The 17,820-nt window shown below is 64.5% G+C and carries 14 protein-coding genes; 9 read left to right on the top strand and 5 right to left on the bottom strand.

What is annotated here, in order from left to right:
- The first annotated feature begins 115 nt into the window (after positions 1-115).
- The 3 genes from U0034_RS23815 to U0034_RS23805 all read left to right on the top strand — a co-directional run bounded on the left by U0034_RS23815 (position 116) and on the right by U0034_RS23805 (position 7,221).
- The gene (locus tag U0034_RS23815; protein ID WP_085229072.1) at positions 116-556 is read left to right on the top strand and encodes a PRC-barrel domain-containing protein; all 441 of its coding nucleotides are present in this window, start codon (positions 116-118) and stop codon (positions 554-556) included.
- A gap of 419 nt (positions 557-975) precedes the next feature.
- Positions 976-6,489: a trifunctional serine/threonine-protein kinase/ATP-binding protein/sensor histidine kinase gene (locus U0034_RS23810; RefSeq protein ID WP_244142498.1), complete on the top strand. Its 5,514-nt coding sequence runs from the start codon at positions 976-978 to the stop codon at positions 6,487-6,489.
- A gap of 72 nt (positions 6,490-6,561) precedes the next feature.
- Positions 6,562-7,221, top strand: a complete 660-nt coding sequence (locus U0034_RS23805) for a response regulator transcription factor (RefSeq protein ID WP_085228938.1) — start codon at positions 6,562-6,564, stop codon at positions 7,219-7,221.
- A gap of 20 nt (positions 7,222-7,241) precedes the next feature.
- Here U0034_RS23805 and U0034_RS23800 read toward each other — a convergent pair whose 3' ends face one another.
- Positions 7,242-7,415, bottom strand: coding sequence for a hypothetical protein (locus U0034_RS23800; RefSeq protein ID WP_170151707.1), 174 nt, complete (start codon positions 7,413-7,415; stop codon positions 7,242-7,244).
- Positions 7,416-7,721: 306 nt separating this feature from the next.
- Between U0034_RS23800 and U0034_RS23795 the strand changes: the two genes are divergently transcribed.
- Positions 7,722-7,949 (top strand): hypothetical protein, encoded by a 228-nt coding sequence (locus U0034_RS23795; protein WP_085228937.1) that lies wholly within the window; start codon positions 7,722-7,724, stop codon positions 7,947-7,949.
- 170 nt (positions 7,950-8,119) lie between these two features.
- Positions 8,120-9,037: a transporter substrate-binding domain-containing protein gene (locus tag U0034_RS23790; protein WP_233211945.1), complete on the top strand. Its 918-nt coding sequence runs from the start codon at positions 8,120-8,122 to the stop codon at positions 9,035-9,037.
- Positions 9,038-9,150: 113 nt separating this feature from the next.
- On the opposite strand, the gene U0034_RS23785 is transcribed toward U0034_RS23790, so the two are convergent.
- Positions 9,151-9,519, bottom strand: coding sequence for a hypothetical protein (locus U0034_RS23785; RefSeq protein WP_139831187.1), 369 nt, complete (start codon positions 9,517-9,519; stop codon positions 9,151-9,153).
- 212 nt (positions 9,520-9,731) lie between these two features.
- Here U0034_RS23785 and U0034_RS23780 point away from each other — a divergent pair, with 212 nt between their 5' ends.
- A complete protein-coding gene (locus U0034_RS23780) occupies positions 9,732-11,207 on the top strand; it encodes an aminotransferase-like domain-containing protein (protein WP_085229070.1) in 1,476 nt (491 codons plus the stop codon).
- 39 nt (positions 11,208-11,246) lie between these two features.
- Here U0034_RS23780 and U0034_RS23775 read toward each other — a convergent pair whose 3' ends face one another.
- Positions 11,247-12,110, bottom strand: coding sequence for a DMT family transporter (locus U0034_RS23775; RefSeq protein WP_085229069.1), 864 nt, complete (start codon positions 12,108-12,110; stop codon positions 11,247-11,249).
- 474 nt (positions 12,111-12,584) lie between these two features.
- Here U0034_RS23775 and U0034_RS23770 point away from each other — a divergent pair, with 474 nt between their 5' ends.
- Positions 12,585-12,779 carry a hypothetical protein gene (locus U0034_RS23770; protein WP_085228935.1) on the top strand — a complete coding sequence of 65 codons (195 nt, stop codon included), beginning with the start codon at positions 12,585-12,587 and terminating at the stop codon, positions 12,777-12,779.
- Between the two features lie 39 nt (positions 12,780-12,818).
- Here U0034_RS23770 and U0034_RS23765 read toward each other — a convergent pair whose 3' ends face one another.
- Entirely contained in the window at positions 12,819-13,952 is a 1,134-nt protein-coding gene (locus tag U0034_RS23765) for a 3-deoxy-7-phosphoheptulonate synthase (RefSeq protein WP_085228934.1), read from the bottom strand.
- A gap of 322 nt (positions 13,953-14,274) precedes the next feature.
- Here U0034_RS23765 and U0034_RS23760 point away from each other — a divergent pair, with 322 nt between their 5' ends.
- Together U0034_RS23760 and U0034_RS23755 are read left to right on the top strand one after the other, a co-directional pair.
- Entirely contained in the window at positions 14,275-14,973 is a 699-nt protein-coding gene (locus U0034_RS23760; protein WP_085228933.1) for a phosphatase PAP2 family protein, read from the top strand.
- Positions 14,974-15,225: 252 nt separating this feature from the next.
- Positions 15,226-16,770, top strand: a complete 1,545-nt coding sequence (locus U0034_RS23755) for a methyl-accepting chemotaxis protein (protein ID WP_158243532.1) — start codon at positions 15,226-15,228, stop codon at positions 16,768-16,770.
- A gap of 98 nt (positions 16,771-16,868) precedes the next feature.
- Here U0034_RS23755 and U0034_RS23750 read toward each other — a convergent pair whose 3' ends face one another.
- Entirely contained in the window at positions 16,869-17,762 is an 894-nt protein-coding gene (locus U0034_RS23750; protein WP_085228931.1) for a LysR family transcriptional regulator, read from the bottom strand.
- Between the last annotated feature and the right edge of the window lie 58 nt (positions 17,763-17,820).

The raw sequence follows: 17,820 nt of genomic DNA, 5'->3' as shown, positions 1-17,820 counted from the left end.
GCTGGGCGTATCGTTCGGCCGCTCCACGGATATGTGCGAATCGAGCAGGCATTCGGCCCGGCCATCGCCGGCCGCATTGCCGCGAAACGACCTTCACCGATTTACGGAGTCAATGATGAAAGCACCGAAATGGACATGGACCATCGTCGCCGCAGCCGCTCTGGGGCTTGCGTCGGCGAGCGCGTCGGCTCAGGTTGCCGGGACCCAGGTGCTCGGCGTGAGCGTCGAGCAGGCGAACCTCGTCGTAAACGGTTGGAGCGCGAAGAAGGGCCTGCTCGGCAAGCCGATCTACAACGATCACGGCCAGAAGGTCGGCGTGCTGCACGACATCATCATCACCCCCGACGATGCGGTTTCGTTCGCCATCGTCGCGGCTCATCAGTTCCTCGGCGTCTCGGAGCACGACGTTGCGGTGCCGTTCACGCAGATCGACATCGCGGACGGCAAGCTCGTCTGGGCCGGCGCAACGCGCGACGCGGTCAAGCAGATGCCCGTGTTCCAGTATTCGAAGGTGCGAACGGCTCCGATGCCGCGTAGTCTCTTCACCCATCATTGACGCCGGCTTTCGGCAGGCGGTACTGCCACGCCGTGAGCATCTGCAATTGACGCGGAGGGCGGCGCATCGCAGGCGCCGCCCTCCGCGTTTGCCTCTCGTCGACAGTGGTCGAGCGGTTTTTGCACTACTACAATGGTGCCCGATCGCTTCGAAGCCGCGGGCCTCACACCGTCTTTCTCCATTTGCGCATCGATATCGTTGTTCGCCCAACCTGTTCGTTCGAAACGACAGCGGTACCTGAGCGCCGATTCCGGGTTGGCTGACGCCGCTTCGCTCGCGCACCGCGCCGGTTGTCCGTTGCCGATCGCCGATGCGAGGGACCCGACCGTCCTCGCCGTTATCGCCTGGCTTCGGCTGTAAATCGGCCGTGAAGCTGCTGTGAAGCGGCTGTGAAGCGAGTTTGCGACTTGGAGGCGCACTTGTACGGGAGTTTGACAGTCGCATGGGACGACGGCGAATACGCGTACTGCCACACGCGGCTTACGCGCGGTGCCGGTGCGCCTGCGGCGGTGCTGGCCGTGGTGCCCGCACGCGAGCGTGCGCCGGGAGCGAGCGCTGAGCGCCTGTCGCATGAATACGGCTTGCGCGACGAGCTGGACGGCGAATGGGCGCTGCGCCCGCTGGCACTCTTGCACGAAGAAGGGCGCCCCGTACTGATCATCGAGGACCCGGGCGCGCAGCCGCTCGAGCACATGCTGGACCGTCCGATGGACGTCCTGCGGTTCTGTCGTCTGGCCTCGGCCATGGCCGACGCACTCGGCCGCGTTCACGAGCGCGGCCTCGTGCACAAGGACGTCAAGCCCTCGCACATCGTCGTGGACGAGACGAGCGCATCCGTGCGGTTCACCGGGTTCGGCATCGCCACTTGCCTGCCGCGGCAGCGTCAACTGCCCGAGCCGCCGGAGCTCATTGCAGGCAGTCTCCCCTACATGGCGCCCGAGCAGACCGGCCGCATGAATCGCTCGATCGATGCACGCTCCGATCTGTACTCGCTGGGCGTCACGTTCTATCGGATGCTCACCGGCGTGCTGCCGTTCAGCGCCTCCGAGCCGATGGCGTGGATTCACTGCCATATCGCCGGACGTCCGGTTCCACCCTCCGTGCTGGTCCCGGGCGTACCGGTTCAAGTGTCGCGGATCGTCATGAGGCTCTTGGCCAAGGCGGCCGAGGAGCGCTATCAGACGGCGGCCGGGCTTGCGCACGACCTTCGCCGCTGCGAGGCCGAGTGGCGGTCGTCCGGGCGGGTCGATGCGTTTGCGCTCGGAGACGGAGATGTCTGCAACCGGCTGCTGATTCCCGAGAAGCTTTACGGCCGCGAGCGCGAGATCGCCGCGCTGCTCGCCGTGCTCGGCCGTGTCGCCGGAAGCGGTGAGCCGGAACTCGTGCTGGTGGCGGGGCCGGCCGGGATCGGCAAATCGTCGGTCGTTCACGAATTGCACAAGGAGCTGCTGCCGCTGAATGGCCTTTTCGCTTCGGGCAAGTTCGACCAGTACAAGCGCGACATTCCCTATTCGACGCTCGCCGAGGCGTTGCGGTCCCTGGTGCGGCGGCTGCTCGGCAAGGCCGAAGTCGAGCTTGCGAACTGGCGCCGCGCTATCGAGGAGGCGCTCGGTCCCAACGGCCGCCTGATGATCGATCTCGTTCCGGAGCTCGAGGTTATCGTCGGCGCGCAGCCAGAAGTGCCGACACTCGCGCCGCAATTGGCGCAAACCCGGTTTCAACTGGTGCTGCGGCGTTTCATGGGCGTGTTCGCGCGGCCGGAGCATCCGCTGGTCTTGTTCCTGGACGACTTGCAGTGGCTTGACGTGGCAACCCTCGAATTGCTCGACGATCTGCTCGCCCGCCCGGACTTGCGCTACCTGATGCTGGTCGGTGCCTACCGCGACAACGACGTCGGTCCGCAGCACCCGCTCGCGCGCAGGATCGAGGCCATGCGGCGGGCCGGAGCGAGGATCAACGAGATCGAAATCGGGCCGCTCCCAGGCGATCAAGTCGCGCAGTTGACGGCGGACGCCCTGCGCACGACACCCGAGCGCGTCGAGCCGCTTGCGCAGACGGTGCGGGCAAAGACCGACGGCAATCCGTTTTTCATCATCCAGTTTTTGCGTGAGCTGTCAGACAAGGCGCTGTTGGGCGTCGATCGATCCACGGGCGGCTGGCGCTGGCATATCGAGCGTATTCGGGCGGCGCGGCATACCGATAACGTCGTCGAGCTCATGGCGGCCCGGCTCGCGAGCCTCGCGCCCGAAACCCGGGAGGCGCTGCAAACGCTTGCCTGTCTTGGCGATGGGGCGACGGCCGCAATGCTGTCGGCGGTCCACGGGACGTCCGAGCAAGTGCTGGATGCCCACCTGCGGGACGCCGTGCGGCTCGAACTGGTCGAGTGCGCGGCGGGTTTCTACCGGTTCGGACATGACCGCATTCAAGAGGCCGCCTATTCGCTGATCGCGTGCGAGGCACGACCTCGGGCGCACCTTGCAATCGGGCGTCTGCTTCTCTCGAACACGCCGGAAGCGAGGCGCGAGGAGTGCGTGTTCGACCTCGTCAGCCAGCTCAACCGTGCGGTTGCGCTCATCACGCAGCAACCAGAGCGCGAGGCGCTGGCCGAACTGAATCTGATGGCGGGCAAGCGTGCCAAGGCTTCGACGGCTTACGCAGCCGCGCTCGGTTACCTGACGATCGGTGCGGCGCTGCTCGGCGGCGACGCGTGGCAACGGCAGCATCGGTTGTCGTACGCGCTGGAACTCGAGCGGGCCGAATGCGAATTGTTGACCGGCGAACTGGAGGCCGCGAGCGCTCGGCTCGTTGCACTATCGGCGCGTGCGATCGGCACCGTCGAGCAGGCTGCTGTGGCCTGTTTGCGCATGGATGTTTGCACGGCGCAGGGCCGCAGCGACATCGCCATCGAAGTGGCGCTCGACTACCTGCGGGGCGTGGGCATCCACTGGCCCGCGAATCCAACCGACGACGAAGTCCGTGCCGAATATCAGGAAATCGGCCGTTCGCTCGGGGGGCGCTCGATCGAAGCGCTCGTCGCGTCGCCAGTCATGACGAACCCGGAGGCGCTCTCGACCGTGGAGGTCCTCGTCAAGGCGCAGACGCCGGCAATATTCACCGATATCAATCTCGCGTCGATATCGATCTGCAAGGCGGTCAACCTGAGTCTCGCGCACGGCAATTGCGACGCTTCGTGTTTCGCCTACGTGATGCTCGCGCGCATCGCGGGCCCGCGCTTCGGCGATTTCGAGGCGGGTTTCCGTTTCGGGCAACTCGGCTACGATCTCGTCGAGCAGCGCGGGCTGGGGCGCTTCGCGGCGAGCACGTACCTCGTTTTCGTCATCGTCGTGGCGCGCTGGATGAAGCATGTGCGCGAAAGCGGCCCCTTGCTGTCCCGCGCGTTCGATACGGCCAATCGGGCCGGCGACCTGCTCTACGCGTCATATGCCTGCAACAACCTCAACTCGCAATTGCTCTTTGCGGGTACGCCGCTGCATGAAGCTCAAGACGAAATCGAGCGCGGCCTCGCGTTTGCGCAAGCGGCGCGTTTCGGTCTCGTCGTCGACATCATTTCCACACAACGCGCCTTCGTTCGCTCGCTGCGCGGCGGCTCGCCCGCTTTCGGCCGTCTCGACGACGAGCTCGTGGGCGAACCCCGGTTGGAGCAGCGCCTGTCCGAAAGCCGCTCGCTCGCCATCGCCGAGTGCTGGTACTGGATTCGAAAGCTGCAAGCCCGGTACCTGGCCGGTCGCTATGCGGACGCCGTCGATGCCGCGTGCCGAGCGCAAGCGTTGCTGTGGACATCGACGCTCTTTCTCGAGGAAGCGGAGTTTCACTTCTATGCGGCCCTGGCGCTTGCCGCGTACAGCGATACGGTTGCGCCGGCGCGCCGGCGGGAACTCGTCGAATCGATCGCCGTTCATCATCGGCAACTGGCCACCTGGGCGCGGTATTGTCCGGACAATTTCGAGGGCCGCGCGGCGCTCGTAGGCGCGGAGATCGCGCGTATCGAGGGGCGTGCGTTCGAGGCGCAGTCGCTTTACGAACAGGCTATTCGCTCGTCGGAAGACAATGGTTTCGTTCACAACGAGGCGCTTGCCAGCGAGCTTGCGGCGGCGTTCTTCGCCGCGCGCGACGTCAAGATCGCTTCGCAGGCGTATCTGCGCCACGCGCATCAGTGCTATCTGAAATGGGGGGCCGGCGCCAAAGCCTCGTTGCTCGAGGCCACGCATGCGTGCCTGCGGACCGGCGAAGGCGCGCCGGCTTCCGCTCGACCCTCCGTCAACACGGTCGAACAGTTGGACCTTGCCACGGTAATCAAGCTGTCGCAGGCCGTTGCCGGCGAAATGGATCTGCACAAGCTGATCGACGTGCTCATGCGCACCGCCGTCGAGCAGGCGGGGGCGAATCGCGGTTTGCTCGTGCTTTCTCAGGGCCCAGCGCAGCGGATCCAGGCGAGGGCGACGAGCATCGGCGCAGGCGTGGCGATACGGCTTGTTGACGAGCCTGTCGGCCCTGCCATGCTGTCGGAGACGATTCTTCGCTATGTCCTGCGCACGAGGGAGCGCGTCGTGGTGGGCGATGCCGCGCGCGATTCCTCCTTCTCCTCCGATCCGTATATCGAAAACCACAGCGTGCGCTCGGTTCTCTGCGTACCCTTGATCGTACGGGCGAGGCTGATCGGTGCGCTCTACCTGGAGAACGATCTGGCCGCCGACGTATTTTCGCCTGCCGCGATTGCCGTGCTGGAGGTGTTGGCGTCGCAGGCCGCCGCCACGCTGGAAAACGCCCGCCTGTATCGGGGCGTGGTGGAAAGCGAAGCCAAGATCCGCCGGCTGGTGGATTCGAACATCGTCGGCATTTTCATCTATTCGGAGGAAGGCAGGATTCTGGAGGCCAACGAGGCCCTGTTGCGCATGCTCGGGTACGATCGACGGGATCTGGCCGCCGGCCGTATCTGGTGGCGGGATTTGACGCCGCCGGAATGGCTCGAGCGGGACGTGCGGATCTGGGAGCCGATGCTGCGCGACACGGGCAAGGTACCGCCCTTCGAAAAGGAGTACTTCCGCAAGGACGGCAGCCGGGTGCCGATCCTGATCGGCGTGGCCAACTTCGACGAAGCAGGCTCGGAGGGGGTGGCCTTCGTGCTGGATCTGACGGAACAAAAGCAGGCTGAAGCGGAAGCGCGCGAGAACGAACTACGCTATCGCGAAGTGCAGACGGCACTGGCGCACGTCAATCGCGTCACGACCATGGGTCAATTGGCGGCGGCGATCGGTCACGAGGTGAAGCAGCCGATTGCCACGGCCGTCACGCATGCCGAAGCGGGGCTGCGGTTTCTGAGCGCTCAGCCGCCGAAGCTCGCGGAGGCGAGCCAGGCGTTCAGTCGCATCATCGATGGCGCGATGCGCGCGGGCGAAGTGGTCGACCGCATTCGCCGCCTCGTCCGAAATGCGCCGCCGTCGAAGGAGCCTGTCCTGTTGAACGAAGCGATCGAGGAAGTCATCGCCATGACGCGCACGCAGGCGCAGCGAGGCGGCGTTTCGGTCAGCGTGCGGCTGGCGGCGGACTTGCCGCGGGTTCGAGGCGACCGCGTGCAACTCCAGCAGGCCGTGCTGAACCTCATCGTCAACGCCATCGAGGCGATGGGCTCCATGGAGGACGGGCAGCGGGCGCTCGTCGTCAGCACGAAAAAGGACGCGTCGGGCGCGGCGGTCGTGACGGTCTCGGACTCGGGCCCCGGAATCGAGGCCGCTGAGCGCGACCGGCTGTTCGAGCCGTTTTTCACGACCAAGGCCACCGGCATGGGAATGGGGCTGGCCATCTGCCAGACCATCGTCGATGCCCACGCGGGATGGCTCCGAGCCGCTGCCAATACGCCGCGCGGCGCGATATTCGAGTTTGGCGTGCCCGGTGAGGCGGGTGCCGGCCACTGACGTGCGACCTTGCTAGAATCTCGATCGTCCGGTCACAGGGACGGATCACTTGCGATACAGGGGGATAGAGGCATGATCAACGGTACACCCGATCAGGCGCGCGAATCGATCGTCTACGTCGTGGACGACGACCAGGACATGCGCGAGGCCATCACCGTTTTGCTGAATTCCGTCGACGTAGCGGCGCAGACGTTCGGTTCGGTCAATGAGTTTCTTGCGTTCGATATGCCGGATATCCCGAGCTGCCTCATTCTGGACGTGAGATTGCGTGGGCAAAGCGGGCTGGCCGCGCAGGATCAGATCGCGCGCCAGCGGCGGTTGCCGATTATTTTCGTGACCGCGCACGGCGATATCGAAATGTCGGTCACGGCGATGAAGGGTGGCGCGATCGATTTTCTCTCCAAGCCGTTTCGAGGGCAGGACATGCTCGACGCCGTTGCCGATGCGCTCGCGAAGGACAAGACGCGGCGCGAGGCGGAGCGGTGGTTCGAGATCCTGCGCGCGCGTTACGAATCGCTGACGGCGCGCGAGCGCGAGGTCATGGCGCTCGTTGCAAAGGGGCTGCTGAACAAGCAGATCGCCGCCGAAATGGCATTGAGCGAAATGACCGTCAAGCTGCACCGCGCGCAGGCCATGAAAAAGATGGAAGCTCGCTCGCTCGCCGATTTCGTCCTGAAGGCCGATGCGCTCGGCCTGGTGGGGACGCGCGGGCCGAAGCACACGCTGCATTGACGCGCGAGGGCGTCCGCACGTCAACCTACCGGTGTTTCTCCCTCGCCCGGTTTGCGTCCCGGCTTGTCGGCCGGCGATTGTTTGCGCCCTTCGTCGTGGCGCTCCGGCATGCGGCTGCGGGCGTCGTCGTTGTGCTGCGCGGGCTTTGGGTGTTTGAAATCCGCTTGTTGCGGGGTGCCTGTCGTTTCGTTCATGAGCCGGCTCCTCCTTTTCGCCTGAACCGAGAACAATGCGAGCAATCCGCGGACCTGCGCCGCTGCCAAGGCGGTGCGGCGATCGCTGCCGCCGCATCGGGCTGCGGCGTTTCGTCCCGCGCTTCGTTTTGATACGCGTCAAGCCGGCGTCACGGGGGGCAACCACAATGAAGGTCGGCCAGTATGTGTAAAATGCGCGCTCGCTGGCGGCGTGTGCGGTTTTTTGACCCGTGCAGGCGTGGATGTACCCAGCAAATCACAAGATAGGAGACACAAACGAACATTCAATTGACTGAGGATTTGAAAATGAAGAAGATCGCACTCGTTATCGGTTGTGCCGCGCTGTCGTTCGGACTGACCGGCGCCTTGCCGGCAATGGCAAAAACCGTCGCCTCGGCTGCCCAGGCCCAGGTTTTCGACGTCTACGTCGATACCCCGACAGGCTTCACGTTCGTCAAGATGCCGGGCGGCTGGCAGTATGTCGGCGCCGTCGGCCAGGACGATCTCAAGCGTCTGCCCACGAAATCCAATTGATCGTTGCTGCGTGCGTCGCCGCACAGGCGGCACAGGTATTCCGCGTCCAGGCGTGACATTGCTCCGCGCCCGTTGATTTGCGTCAACTCGCTTTTTTCGCCTCTGCCTAGATTGCAGGCATGACCCTGTTCGTCGAGTGCCGACGAGGACGGGTCACCGAACGCGCTTCGATGACGAAAAACAGCGAGGAGACCATGGGCATCGTTAAACGAATCACAGCCGCGTGTTTCGCGATCGGCGTTGCGGCCGTCGCGCCGGATCTTTGCGCGCAAACGTTGAAGAAGATTGCGCAGACCAATACGATCACGGTTTCCTACCGCGAATCGGCGGTCCCGTTCAGTTATCTGCTGACGCCGCATAAACCGGCCGGCTTTTCCGTCGACCTGACCGAGGCGATCATCGATGCCGTGCGCAAGCAACTTGGCCGGCCCGAGTTGCACGTCGCCTATCTCCCCGTGACCGGGCAAAACCGCATCCCGCTGCTCGTGAACGGTACTTATGACCTCGGATGCGGATCGACGACGAATAACGCCGCGCGTGGTAAGGAAGTGGCGTTTTCGATCAGCTTCTTCTTTGCGGGCACGCGCGTGCTCGTCAAACGCGGTTCGGGCATCGCCAACTACGGCGATCTGGCGCACAAGCGCGTTGCCACGGTTGCCGGCAGCACCAATCAGAAAGTCATCGAGCAGTACGGCCAGGAGCACGGGCTTGGAATCGAGACGGTGGCCGGCAAAGATTATGGCGATGCGTTGCAGTTGCTGCTCGCCGATCGGGCCGAAGCGCTTGCGCTCGACGATATCCTGCTATACGGCTTGAAAGCGAATGCGTCGGACCCGGCCTCGCTCGAGGTCGTGGGCGATACGCTGCAAGTGGAGCCCTACGGCTGCATGGTTCGCAAGGACGACCCGGCTTTCAAGCAACTCGTCGACACGACGATCGCACGCATGATGAAATCAGGCGAATTCACCCGGCTTTACGAAAAATGGTTCGAGCAGCCGATTCCGCCAAAAGGGATCACGCTCGGCATGCCGATGAGCGAGCGTCTGCGTGCCAACCTGAGCGCGCTCAGCGACAAACCCGAGCGCTGATTCGGCGCCGCCGCGCCGTACCACTTCGCGGATCGCGCCAAGCGGCATATCGGTGAGCGTCATCAGTTTGCGCTAGCGGCCCTCCGGCTCTGTACGCGCCGGGGTGAGTGTGCTCATGGCCGGTTTCGCGGCGTGTGACTCCGGGCTGACATGTTACCGCCGGCAAGTGCAGCCATGACGCTGGCGCGAAGGCGCGAAGCGACGTGCGCCACCCGCAGCGGCCAGGCGGGTGGGCGGATGAACACCGCACGCACCGGCGCGCTGCCCATCGCCGAGATTGCAACCCAGGCAGCGCACGGCATCACGTACCGTTCGCCTTCGTAGAGGTCGACGACGATCTCGAACGCGGCGTCGAGCGATGAGAGAGAGCGGTCCCTGTAGCGCAGCTTCAAAGGGCCGTTGGGCGCAAGGATGCACGTCGCGCGCGCGACGGAGCAGAGTTGGGTTTGCCCTGGGAAATACCGCTGTTCTTCCATTTTCATATCGCTCTCGTGCGCTCGTCGGGTCGGTGTCGGCCGCGAGCGATGAGTCGCGGCCGGTCGTTCCGACGTTACGTTTTTCCCGGGCGGGCAGACAGATTCAGGGCGCTGGAATCTGTAGCGCAGCAGGACGGCATTCGCCGTTTCTGTATCGGTCGCAATTGGGTTTCGCTGTATCTGGCGGGGCAGGCATGCTTCGCCGCAACATATCGCCTATGCATTCCTACGAAGACGACGCGCGGTGCAATCTGCCCGATACGGGGGAGCCCTTGTACGGGCGGCTCGCCGAGTACTACCGGCGCATCATCGCTGCGGGCACGCTTGCGCCCGGCGACCGCATGCCGTCGATTCGAGCCGTCATGAGCCGGCATCGCGTCAGCTTGTCCACCGCGATCCAGACGTTCCGCTGCCTCGAGGACGCCGGTTGGCTCCATGCCAGGCCGCGCGCCGGCTATTTCGTGCGAACGCCGGTGCCGCCAAAGCTCGATACGGTCCGAGAGCCGGAGGTGCCGGTCGTGCCCGACGAGGCGCAGTACGTCGGTTTGCACGAAAAGGTCTCGCGCGTCATCGCGCGCGCCGCCGCCTTTCCTGACGCGTTGAATCTGGGGGGCGCGACGGCGGTGGCCGATCTTTATCCAACCGCCGCACTGCAGACGCTGACCACGAGGCTGCTTCGGCACCGCCCCACGCTGCTGACCGAGGCCGGGGCCGATTCGGGCGTGCCCGAGTTTCGGCAGGCCGCCGCGAGGCGTGCGCTTGCCGCGGGCGTGACGGTATCGCCAGACGAAATCATCGTCACGACCGGCGGTGTCGAAGCCGTCAATCTGGCGCTGCGCGCCGTCGCACAACCGGGCGATACGGTCGCGATCGAATCGCCCGCGTTCTTCGGGCTGCTGCAGATTCTCGAGAGCCTGGGCTTGCGCGCGCTCGAGATTCCGACGAGTCCGACCATGGGCATGTCGCTGGAGGCGCTCGAAATCGCGCTCGCGGCCTATGGCAACGTCAAGGCGCTCGTCGTCGTGCCGAATCTGCAGAACCCGCTGGGTTGCGTGATGCCGGACGAACGCAAGGCCGCGCTATTGAAACTCTGCATGCGGTACGGCGTGGCCGTCATCGAGGACGAGCCCTATCGCGAGCTTTCCGATTCTCCCGAGAACGCGAAGCCGATCAAGGCGTGGGATACCGGCGGGCACGTGATTCATTGTGCGTCCTTCAACAAGGTCCTGGCGCCGGGAATGCGGCTGGGCTGGATGTCGGCGGGGCGTTGGCACGAGCGCGTCAGGATGCTCAAGTTTGCCCAGAGCCGCCATAACGAGGCGCTGCCCCAACTCGTCGCGGCCGAGTTCATCGGCTCCGGCGCCTTCGATCGGCATCTGCATCGCTTGCGCGAAAAGTTGCGCGCGCAACGAGAGAAAACGATCGATGCGGTCGCCCGCTACTTTCCCGAGGGTACGCGTTCGAGCTCGCCGACAGGAGGGTTGCTGCTCTGGATCGCTTTGCCTGAGGGAACGGATTCCGAAAAGGTATTCGAGGCTGCCCTGGTGCAGGGCATTCGCGTCGCGCCAGGGTCGATCTTTTCAAATTCGGACCGCTTCCGTTCGTTTGTGCGGATCAGTTGCCCGCGTCCATTCGATCATTCGCTCGAGCAGGCACTCCGCCGGCTCGGGCATCTTGCCGGTTCTGTGCGCTGAGGCCCCCGGATGCCGATCGCGCGCGATGGCGTTCGGGGCTCAGCCTGACTTGGGCGCGCGCTCGACCGCGCGCGGGCGCAGCACGACGAGGGCGATGCCGCCCAGAATAGCGAGCGACGCGAGTGCGAGGCGCAACGTCAGATGTTCGCCGAGGAATGCCACGGCTCCGAGGGCGGCGATTACCGGTACGCTCAATTGCAGCGTGGCGGCGACGCCGGCGCTCAGCGAAGGCAGTACGGCGTACCAAAGCGCGTAGCCGAGCCCCGATGTCACCGCGCCCGAGATTACGGCATACGACGCGCCGTCGAACCCGACTGTCGCATGCATGTAGGTGGCGGCGCTCAGGGCAACGGCGAACGGCAGTGCGCGCATGAAATTGCCGGCGGTCGCGGCGCTCGGATAGGCGGCCCCTTTGCCGCGCAGCGAGTAGATGCCCCAGGCGGCTCCCGCCGCGATCATGAGCAGCGAGCCCGAAAGCGGCGGCGCTGAAACCCCTGGCAGCAGCAGGCCGACGAGGCCCGCAAGCGCGCATGCGAGCCCCGCCCACTGCCGCGCGGCAAACCGTTCGCCGCGACGCAGGCCGTAGCCGATCATCGTCGATTGCACGGCGCCGAAGAGCAGCAGCGCGCCCGTGGAGGCGTCGAGGCTCAGGTAAGCGAACGAGAAGCCGGCCGCATACACGAAAAGGGCGAAAGCGGACGCCCAATTGCCGGCGCGTTTGACGCCCGTGCCGAAAAGCGCCGTGATCAGCCACAACGAAAGCGCACCCGATGCGATTCGGATCGTCGTAAACGTTGCGGCATCGATGCTGGTGCCGCGCAGCGCGAGCCGGCAAAGCAGTGAATTGGCCGCGAATGCGGCCATGGTCACGACCGTGATCATGGCAATCCGTGAGCGCGACATTGTAACGGTCCCCCCTTCGGCGTTCGCCTCGCGGCGCCACGCGGCCCACGCGAGATCCCCGCTACACGAATGCGAGGCTTCGGCGGCCGAGCCGTCGCCGGCATCGCGGCGATTCCCGCGGTACGGCGACTGTATGCCAGTTTTTGCGGGAATGAACGTTTGCCAGCGCGCCCTCCCGATGGGAGCGGACGCCGATGCTCCCAAAGAGCTTGCGGGCCGTGACGAGGTATCTGCCGATAACGACCGACCGCCGCCATCGGTGACTTTTTCGTTTTCTTTGTCCGAGCGCAACACGCGGTGAATCGGCGCCCTCTACATTCAGGCCATCCGGTGGGCTCCCCCGGGATGGCGAAGTCCCGCTGCCTGATTCTTGCGGGAATGGATGTGACGCGGTGCTTGCCTCAAAACCCTTAGGGGAAAACCCTAGGTTTCAAGATATAATAGCGGCCGTGTCCGGTAAGCGGTATTGATCAGATGAAAGCCTTTGAGAAAGTTGCCTTTTCGCTCGTGACGTTGTTCGGCTTGATGTGCTTTGCCGTGGTCGTCTATGGGCGCAGCCCCGGCGCCCGCGAAGCCGTGCACGAGGTCGTGCAGGCCAGCAGCACGTGGCCGATGAACGCCTGCTCGATGAAGCCCGACGATCCCTGCACGATTTATTGGCTCAACTAAGCAGGCATTCCATCCGGGCTCGCGTTCGCGAGCCCTCGATCAGCGCGACGATTCTTTCGTTTGGCGCCGCGCCCGCACGCCGTTGGCGAGTACGTCGAGCACCGGTTCGGTCTGCGCCCAACTCAGGCAGGCGTCGGTAATCGACACGCCGTAGCAAAGCGGTACGCCCGGTTTCAGGTCCTGGCGGCCCTCTTCGAGATTGCTCTCGATCATGACGCCGACGATGCGCTCCTCGCCTTGCGAGAGTTGCCGCGCGAGATCGTCCGCCACTTCGATCTGGCGCCGATGCGCCTTGCTCGAATTGGCATGCGAGCAATCGACCATCACCTGGGCGCGCAGTCCCGCCGCATCGAGTGCCGCACAGGTTTCGGCGATGCTCGCGCTGTCGTAATTCGGGCCTTTCTTCCCGCCGCGCAGAATCACATGCGCGTCGTCGTTGCCGCGTGTCTCGAAGATGGCGGCCATGCCCATCTTGGTCATGCCCATGAAGGCATGGCTCGCTCGCGCGGCAACGATCGCATCCGCCGCGACTTGCACTCCGCCGTCCGTACCGTTCTTGAACCCGATCGGGCAACTGAGCCCCGAGGCAAGCTGGCGGTGGCTCTGGCTTTCCGTCGTACGCGCGCCGATCGCGCCCCAGGCGATGAGGTCCGCGATGTATTGCGGGCTCAGGAGATCCAGGAACTCGGTACCGGCCGGCAGGCCCAGGCCGTTGATGTCGAGCAGCAACCGCCGCGCGCAGCGCAAACCCTCGTTGATCCGGAAACTGCCGTCGAGCCGCGGATCGTTGATGTAGCCTTTCCAGCCCACCGTCGTGCGCGGCTTTTCGAAGTACACGCGCATGATGATCAGAAGGTCGTCCTTCAGTGCGTCGGCGGCTGCCTTGAGCCGGCGCGCGTAGTCGAGCGCCTGGTCATGGTCGTGAATCGAGCAGGGGCCGACGATCAGCAGCAGCCTGTCGTCGCGTCCGTGCAGGATATCGCCGATCTCCGCGCGGGCGCGCTCGACGAGCGCCTGTACCGCGGGCGGCACGGGCAGTTCGTCCTGCAGCAACGCGGGGGAAATCAGCGGACGTACGGCGCCGATGCGCACGTCGTCGATACGCGTCGTGTCTTGCGTGCTGTCCGCGACACCCACCTCCTGGTCGTGTTGCGGATCGTCGATGCTTCTCATTGTCTTGTCCTGAATGCGTGGTGGCAGCCCCGAATTATGGCATTCGTCGGGCGGGCGCGCCGCGGCCGGGGCTCGCGCGGAAGATGCAGCGCGTGGCGGGTTCGATTGGCAACCGGCGCAGCCGTCTTTCGCCGGCCATCGATGTTGCGGCACCGCAATGGTCCCGCAGGCGCATTACGGTCCCGATAGGGATTAGCCCGCCCTCCCCGTTTTTTGTGTTTTTCCGCGCGTTTTTGAGTGTTACGTTCGCCTCTCTCGTGGCTCGAAACCTCCGCGACAGGCGTGACGAACGCATTTCGTACGATAAATCAAGGGAGGACTCATGAACGGTTTCGACACGGCGATCCAGTCGTTCCTGACACAGCACGCGTTTGCTTCCGTGCTGCTCAACCATGCGGTGCGGGTGGTCGCGGGTTTATATACGTTCAAAGGCTTCGTGCTGATTCCGATGCTCTGGTGGCTGTGGTTCAAGCCGCAGGCACAGACCGAATGGCGGCGCGAAATGGTGATTGCGACGATTCTGAGCGGGCTCGCCGCGCTGGTCATCGGCCGTGCGCTGGCGCATTATCTGCCGTTCCGGCTGCGGCCGATCAACAATCCGGAGTTGCATCTGCACTTTCCTCCGGCGGGGCTCCACGACCCGCCGTTTCGGACCTGGGGCTCCTTCCCGAGCGACCACGCGATGCTCTGGGTCGCGATCGCCATGGGGGTCTTTCTGACGTGGCGCCGCCTGGGCGTATTCGCCTTGCTCTACGCCGCGGCTTTCATCTGTCTGCCACGCGTCTATCTCGGCCTGCATTACCCGACGGATGTCATCGCCGGCGCCGCGCTCGGCGTGGCCATCGTCTACGTCATGACGCGCGATGCGATCCGCACACGAATTGCCGCGCCCGTATTAAGCGCAATGCAGCGATTTCCCTCGGCGTGTTACACGTTCGGGTTTCTACTGAGCTTTGAATTGATCACGCAATTCGACGAATTGCTGATGCTCGAGCAATCCATATCGAAGGCGCTTTCGTAATTCGCCGGTCAACGATGTCGCCGCTTCGCTGCATCGTTGCCTGCATCTCCTGGGAACCGGTTTTAATACGATGAAATAGGTGTCTAATCGGTCGGCGTCCAATCGTCCAACTATTTGCCGAGGCATGGCTGCCGCATAAAAATAATTTATTCAATTCTTTCCTCGGAATGCCGATAAGCAGTGGCAGGATCTGCGCAGCGGAAAAGCGCGCACGATCGTGCGAAAAGCGACATGCTCCTTCCCGGGAAAGAAATGAAGAAATCACGACTGACGATCAAAGCGCGCATCGCGCTGGTGATGGGCCTGCTGGGCGCGCTGCTGATCGCGGTGAGCGTGCTCGGCCTCTATGGCATGAGCAAAGCGACGGATGCCACGTATGACGTGTTTTCCGACAACCTGCCATCGGCCATCGCGACCGGCAATGCTGCTGCGTTCGTTTTGCGCGAGCGCGTCGTGCTCGACCGTGCGGCACTCATTCCGGACGCACCGGATCTCGACAAGACGCTGGCGCGCGCGATGATGTATCGCAATACGTCGAACAACTGGTGGAACAAATATCTGGCGCTGCAGCGCGGCCCGGAAGAAACCGCTCTGGCCGAGGCCGTCAGCGGCACGCGCCAGCGCATGTACGCCGCTATCGATCGGCTCATCGATGCGATCAAGACCAAGGACGTCGCGGCGATTCGCGAGAAGACTTTCGCGTTGAAAGATCCTTACGTCGCGCTCGACAAGGCATCGGACGCGCTTACCGAGTTTCAGGCCCGCTCGGCGAAGGGGCGTTACGACAGCGCGCTTGCGCATTATTCGACGTTTCGCATGGTCGCCATCGCGATGATGATCGTCGGGGCCCTGGCGGCGGTCGTTGCATGGATCACACTGCGGCGCGCGATAGCACGGCCGCTCGATCAGGCCTTGGGGCACTTCCAGGCGATCAGCGAGGGCGACCTGAGCCGTCCGGTTGCCGTCACGAGCAGCGACGAGATGGGGCAGATCCTCGCGGGCGTGGCGACCATGCGCGATGCGCTGCGCGAGACCGTGCGCGCGGTGCGCGACGGCAGCGAGGCAATTGCCGATGCCACGCGGCAGATCGCGGCCGGCAACCTCGACCTTTCCGCGCGTACCGAGGAGCAGGCCGCTTCGCTGCAGGAAACGGCGGCCGGCATGGAGGAGTTGACGGGCACGGTGCGTCAGAACGCGGACAACGCGAGTGCGGGAAGCAACGTGGCCGACAACGCGTCGCAGGTCGCGACGCGCGGCAGCGAAGTCTTCCGGCGCGTGGTCGGCACGATGAACGAGATTACCGACAGCTCCTCGAAAATCGCGGACATCATCGGCATCATCGAAGGGATTTCGTTCCAGACGAACATCCTCGCGCTCAACGCGGCGGTCGAAGCCGCGCGGGCGGGCGAGCAGGGGCGCGGCTTTGCCGTCGTCGCGGGCGAAGTCCGGGCGCTCGCGCAGCGTTCGGCAAACGCGGCGAAGGAGATCAAGGTTCTCATCGACAATTCGGTCTCGCGCGTACACGTCGGCGCATCGTTCGTCGACGAGGCGAACGTGGCGATGAAGGAGATCATCGATTCCGTCTCGCAGGTCAACAACATCATGGCCGGCATCGCAACCGCGTCGAACGAGCAGCGCACGGGCATCGATCAGATCGCGCTCGCGGTGACGCAGATGGATACCGTGACGCAGCAAAACGCCGCGCTCGTGGAGCAGGCAGCCGCCGCGGCGCAGTCGCTCGATGCGCAGGCCGCGAAGCTGCGGCACGTGGTGGGCGCGTTCAAGCTCGAAGCGTGAGGCGCCGGGCGCGCGCGTCGCGCCCGGCCGCATCGAACGAAAAGGGCAGTCCTACCTATGGCATTACGCCGACCCGGCGATTCGACGACGAATCGCATTCAAACCGAATGCGCAATGTGCTCGCGCAGCCATTGATGGGCGGGATCGCGGTGCAGGCGTTCATGCCAAAGCATCGACATTTCAAATCCGGGCACCGTTACGGGTGGCTCTACTATCCGCAAGCCGGGCGCTTCGCGCGCGAGCCGTTCGGGCATCACCGCCACGAGGTCGGAATTCAAGAGCGCCGACGAGAGAAAAAGAAAGTGCGGCACCGACAACACGACGCGGCGCGTCAACCCGAGTGCGGATAGCGCTTCGTCCGTCGGGCCCCGGAAGCCGCCGCCGTCCGGCGATACGATCACATGCTCGAGCGCGCAGAACTGCGATGCCGACGGGCGACGTTTCAGCCGGGGATGCCCGGTGCGGCCCGCGAGCACGTAGCGTTCCATAAAGAGCGCACGGCGGCGCAAGGTGGGCGGCGCATCGTCGGTCGTATGGAACGCGAGGTCGATCTCGCCTCGTTCCGCTTGCCGCGCGACTTCCGTGGGCGCTGAATCAAGAACCGCGAGCCGTGTGCCGGGTGCCGCGGTGCGCAGCGAGCGCAGCGCAGGCAGCACGATCGTCGATTCGCCGTAGTCGGAAGCGTCGATGCGCCAGGTATGGTCGGCCCGGGCGGGATCGAAAGGGGCAGCCGGCGATACGGCGCGGTCGAGGGCCTCGAGCGCCTGACGCAGCGGCTCGCGCAATTCGTCGGCCCTTGCCGTGGGGCGCATGCCGCGTGGCCCCGGCAGCAGCAGTGGGTCGCCGAGGAGCTCGCGCAGCTTGGCCAACTGCACGCTGACCGAGGGTTGAGCAAGATGGAGTTTCTCCGCGGCACGCGTAACGTTTTTTTCCGTGAGCAAAACGTCGAGGGTGAGCAGGAGGTTGAGATCGATGCGCTTGAGATTGTTCATGGCAATACCTGCAATTGGCACAATTCATTTCAACTATAGCCGACGCGAGCCTAACCTG

The organism is Trinickia caryophylli, from assembly GCF_034424545.1.
GTDB lineage: Bacteria > Pseudomonadota > Gammaproteobacteria > Burkholderiales > Burkholderiaceae > Trinickia > Trinickia caryophylli.
The sequence above is the reverse complement of the archived record's forward strand: the minus strand, read 5'-3'. Positions and strand labels throughout refer to the sequence as shown.

Excerpts from the sequence above, each read along its gene's own strand:
- U0034_RS23815 (WP_085229072.1), top strand. The coding sequence starts at position 116 with ATGAAAGCACCGAAATGGACATGGACCATCGTCGCCGCAGCCGCTCTG.
- U0034_RS23805 (WP_085228938.1), top strand. The coding sequence starts at position 6,562 with ATGATCAACGGTACACCCGATCAGGCGCGCGAATCGATCGTCTACGTC.
- U0034_RS23800 (WP_170151707.1), bottom strand. The coding sequence starts at position 7,415 with ATGAACGAAACGACAGGCACCCCGCAACAAGCGGATTTCAAACACCCA.
- U0034_RS23795 (WP_085228937.1), top strand. The coding sequence starts at position 7,722 with ATGAAGAAGATCGCACTCGTTATCGGTTGTGCCGCGCTGTCGTTCGGA.
- U0034_RS23790 (WP_233211945.1), top strand. The coding sequence starts at position 8,120 with ATGACGAAAAACAGCGAGGAGACCATGGGCATCGTTAAACGAATCACA.
- U0034_RS23785 (WP_139831187.1), bottom strand. The coding sequence starts at position 9,519 with ATGAAAATGGAAGAACAGCGGTATTTCCCAGGGCAAACCCAACTCTGC.
- U0034_RS23780 (WP_085229070.1), top strand. The coding sequence starts at position 9,732 with ATGCATTCCTACGAAGACGACGCGCGGTGCAATCTGCCCGATACGGGG.
- U0034_RS23775 (WP_085229069.1), bottom strand. The coding sequence starts at position 12,110 with ATGTCGCGCTCACGGATTGCCATGATCACGGTCGTGACCATGGCCGCA.
- U0034_RS23770 (WP_085228935.1), top strand. The coding sequence starts at position 12,585 with ATGAAAGCCTTTGAGAAAGTTGCCTTTTCGCTCGTGACGTTGTTCGGC.
- U0034_RS23765 (WP_085228934.1), bottom strand. The coding sequence starts at position 13,952 with ATGAGAAGCATCGACGATCCGCAACACGACCAGGAGGTGGGTGTCGCG.
- U0034_RS23760 (WP_085228933.1), top strand. The coding sequence starts at position 14,275 with ATGAACGGTTTCGACACGGCGATCCAGTCGTTCCTGACACAGCACGCG.
- U0034_RS23755 (WP_158243532.1), top strand. The coding sequence starts at position 15,226 with ATGAAGAAATCACGACTGACGATCAAAGCGCGCATCGCGCTGGTGATG.
- U0034_RS23750 (WP_085228931.1), bottom strand. The coding sequence starts at position 17,762 with ATGAACAATCTCAAGCGCATCGATCTCAACCTCCTGCTCACCCTCGAC.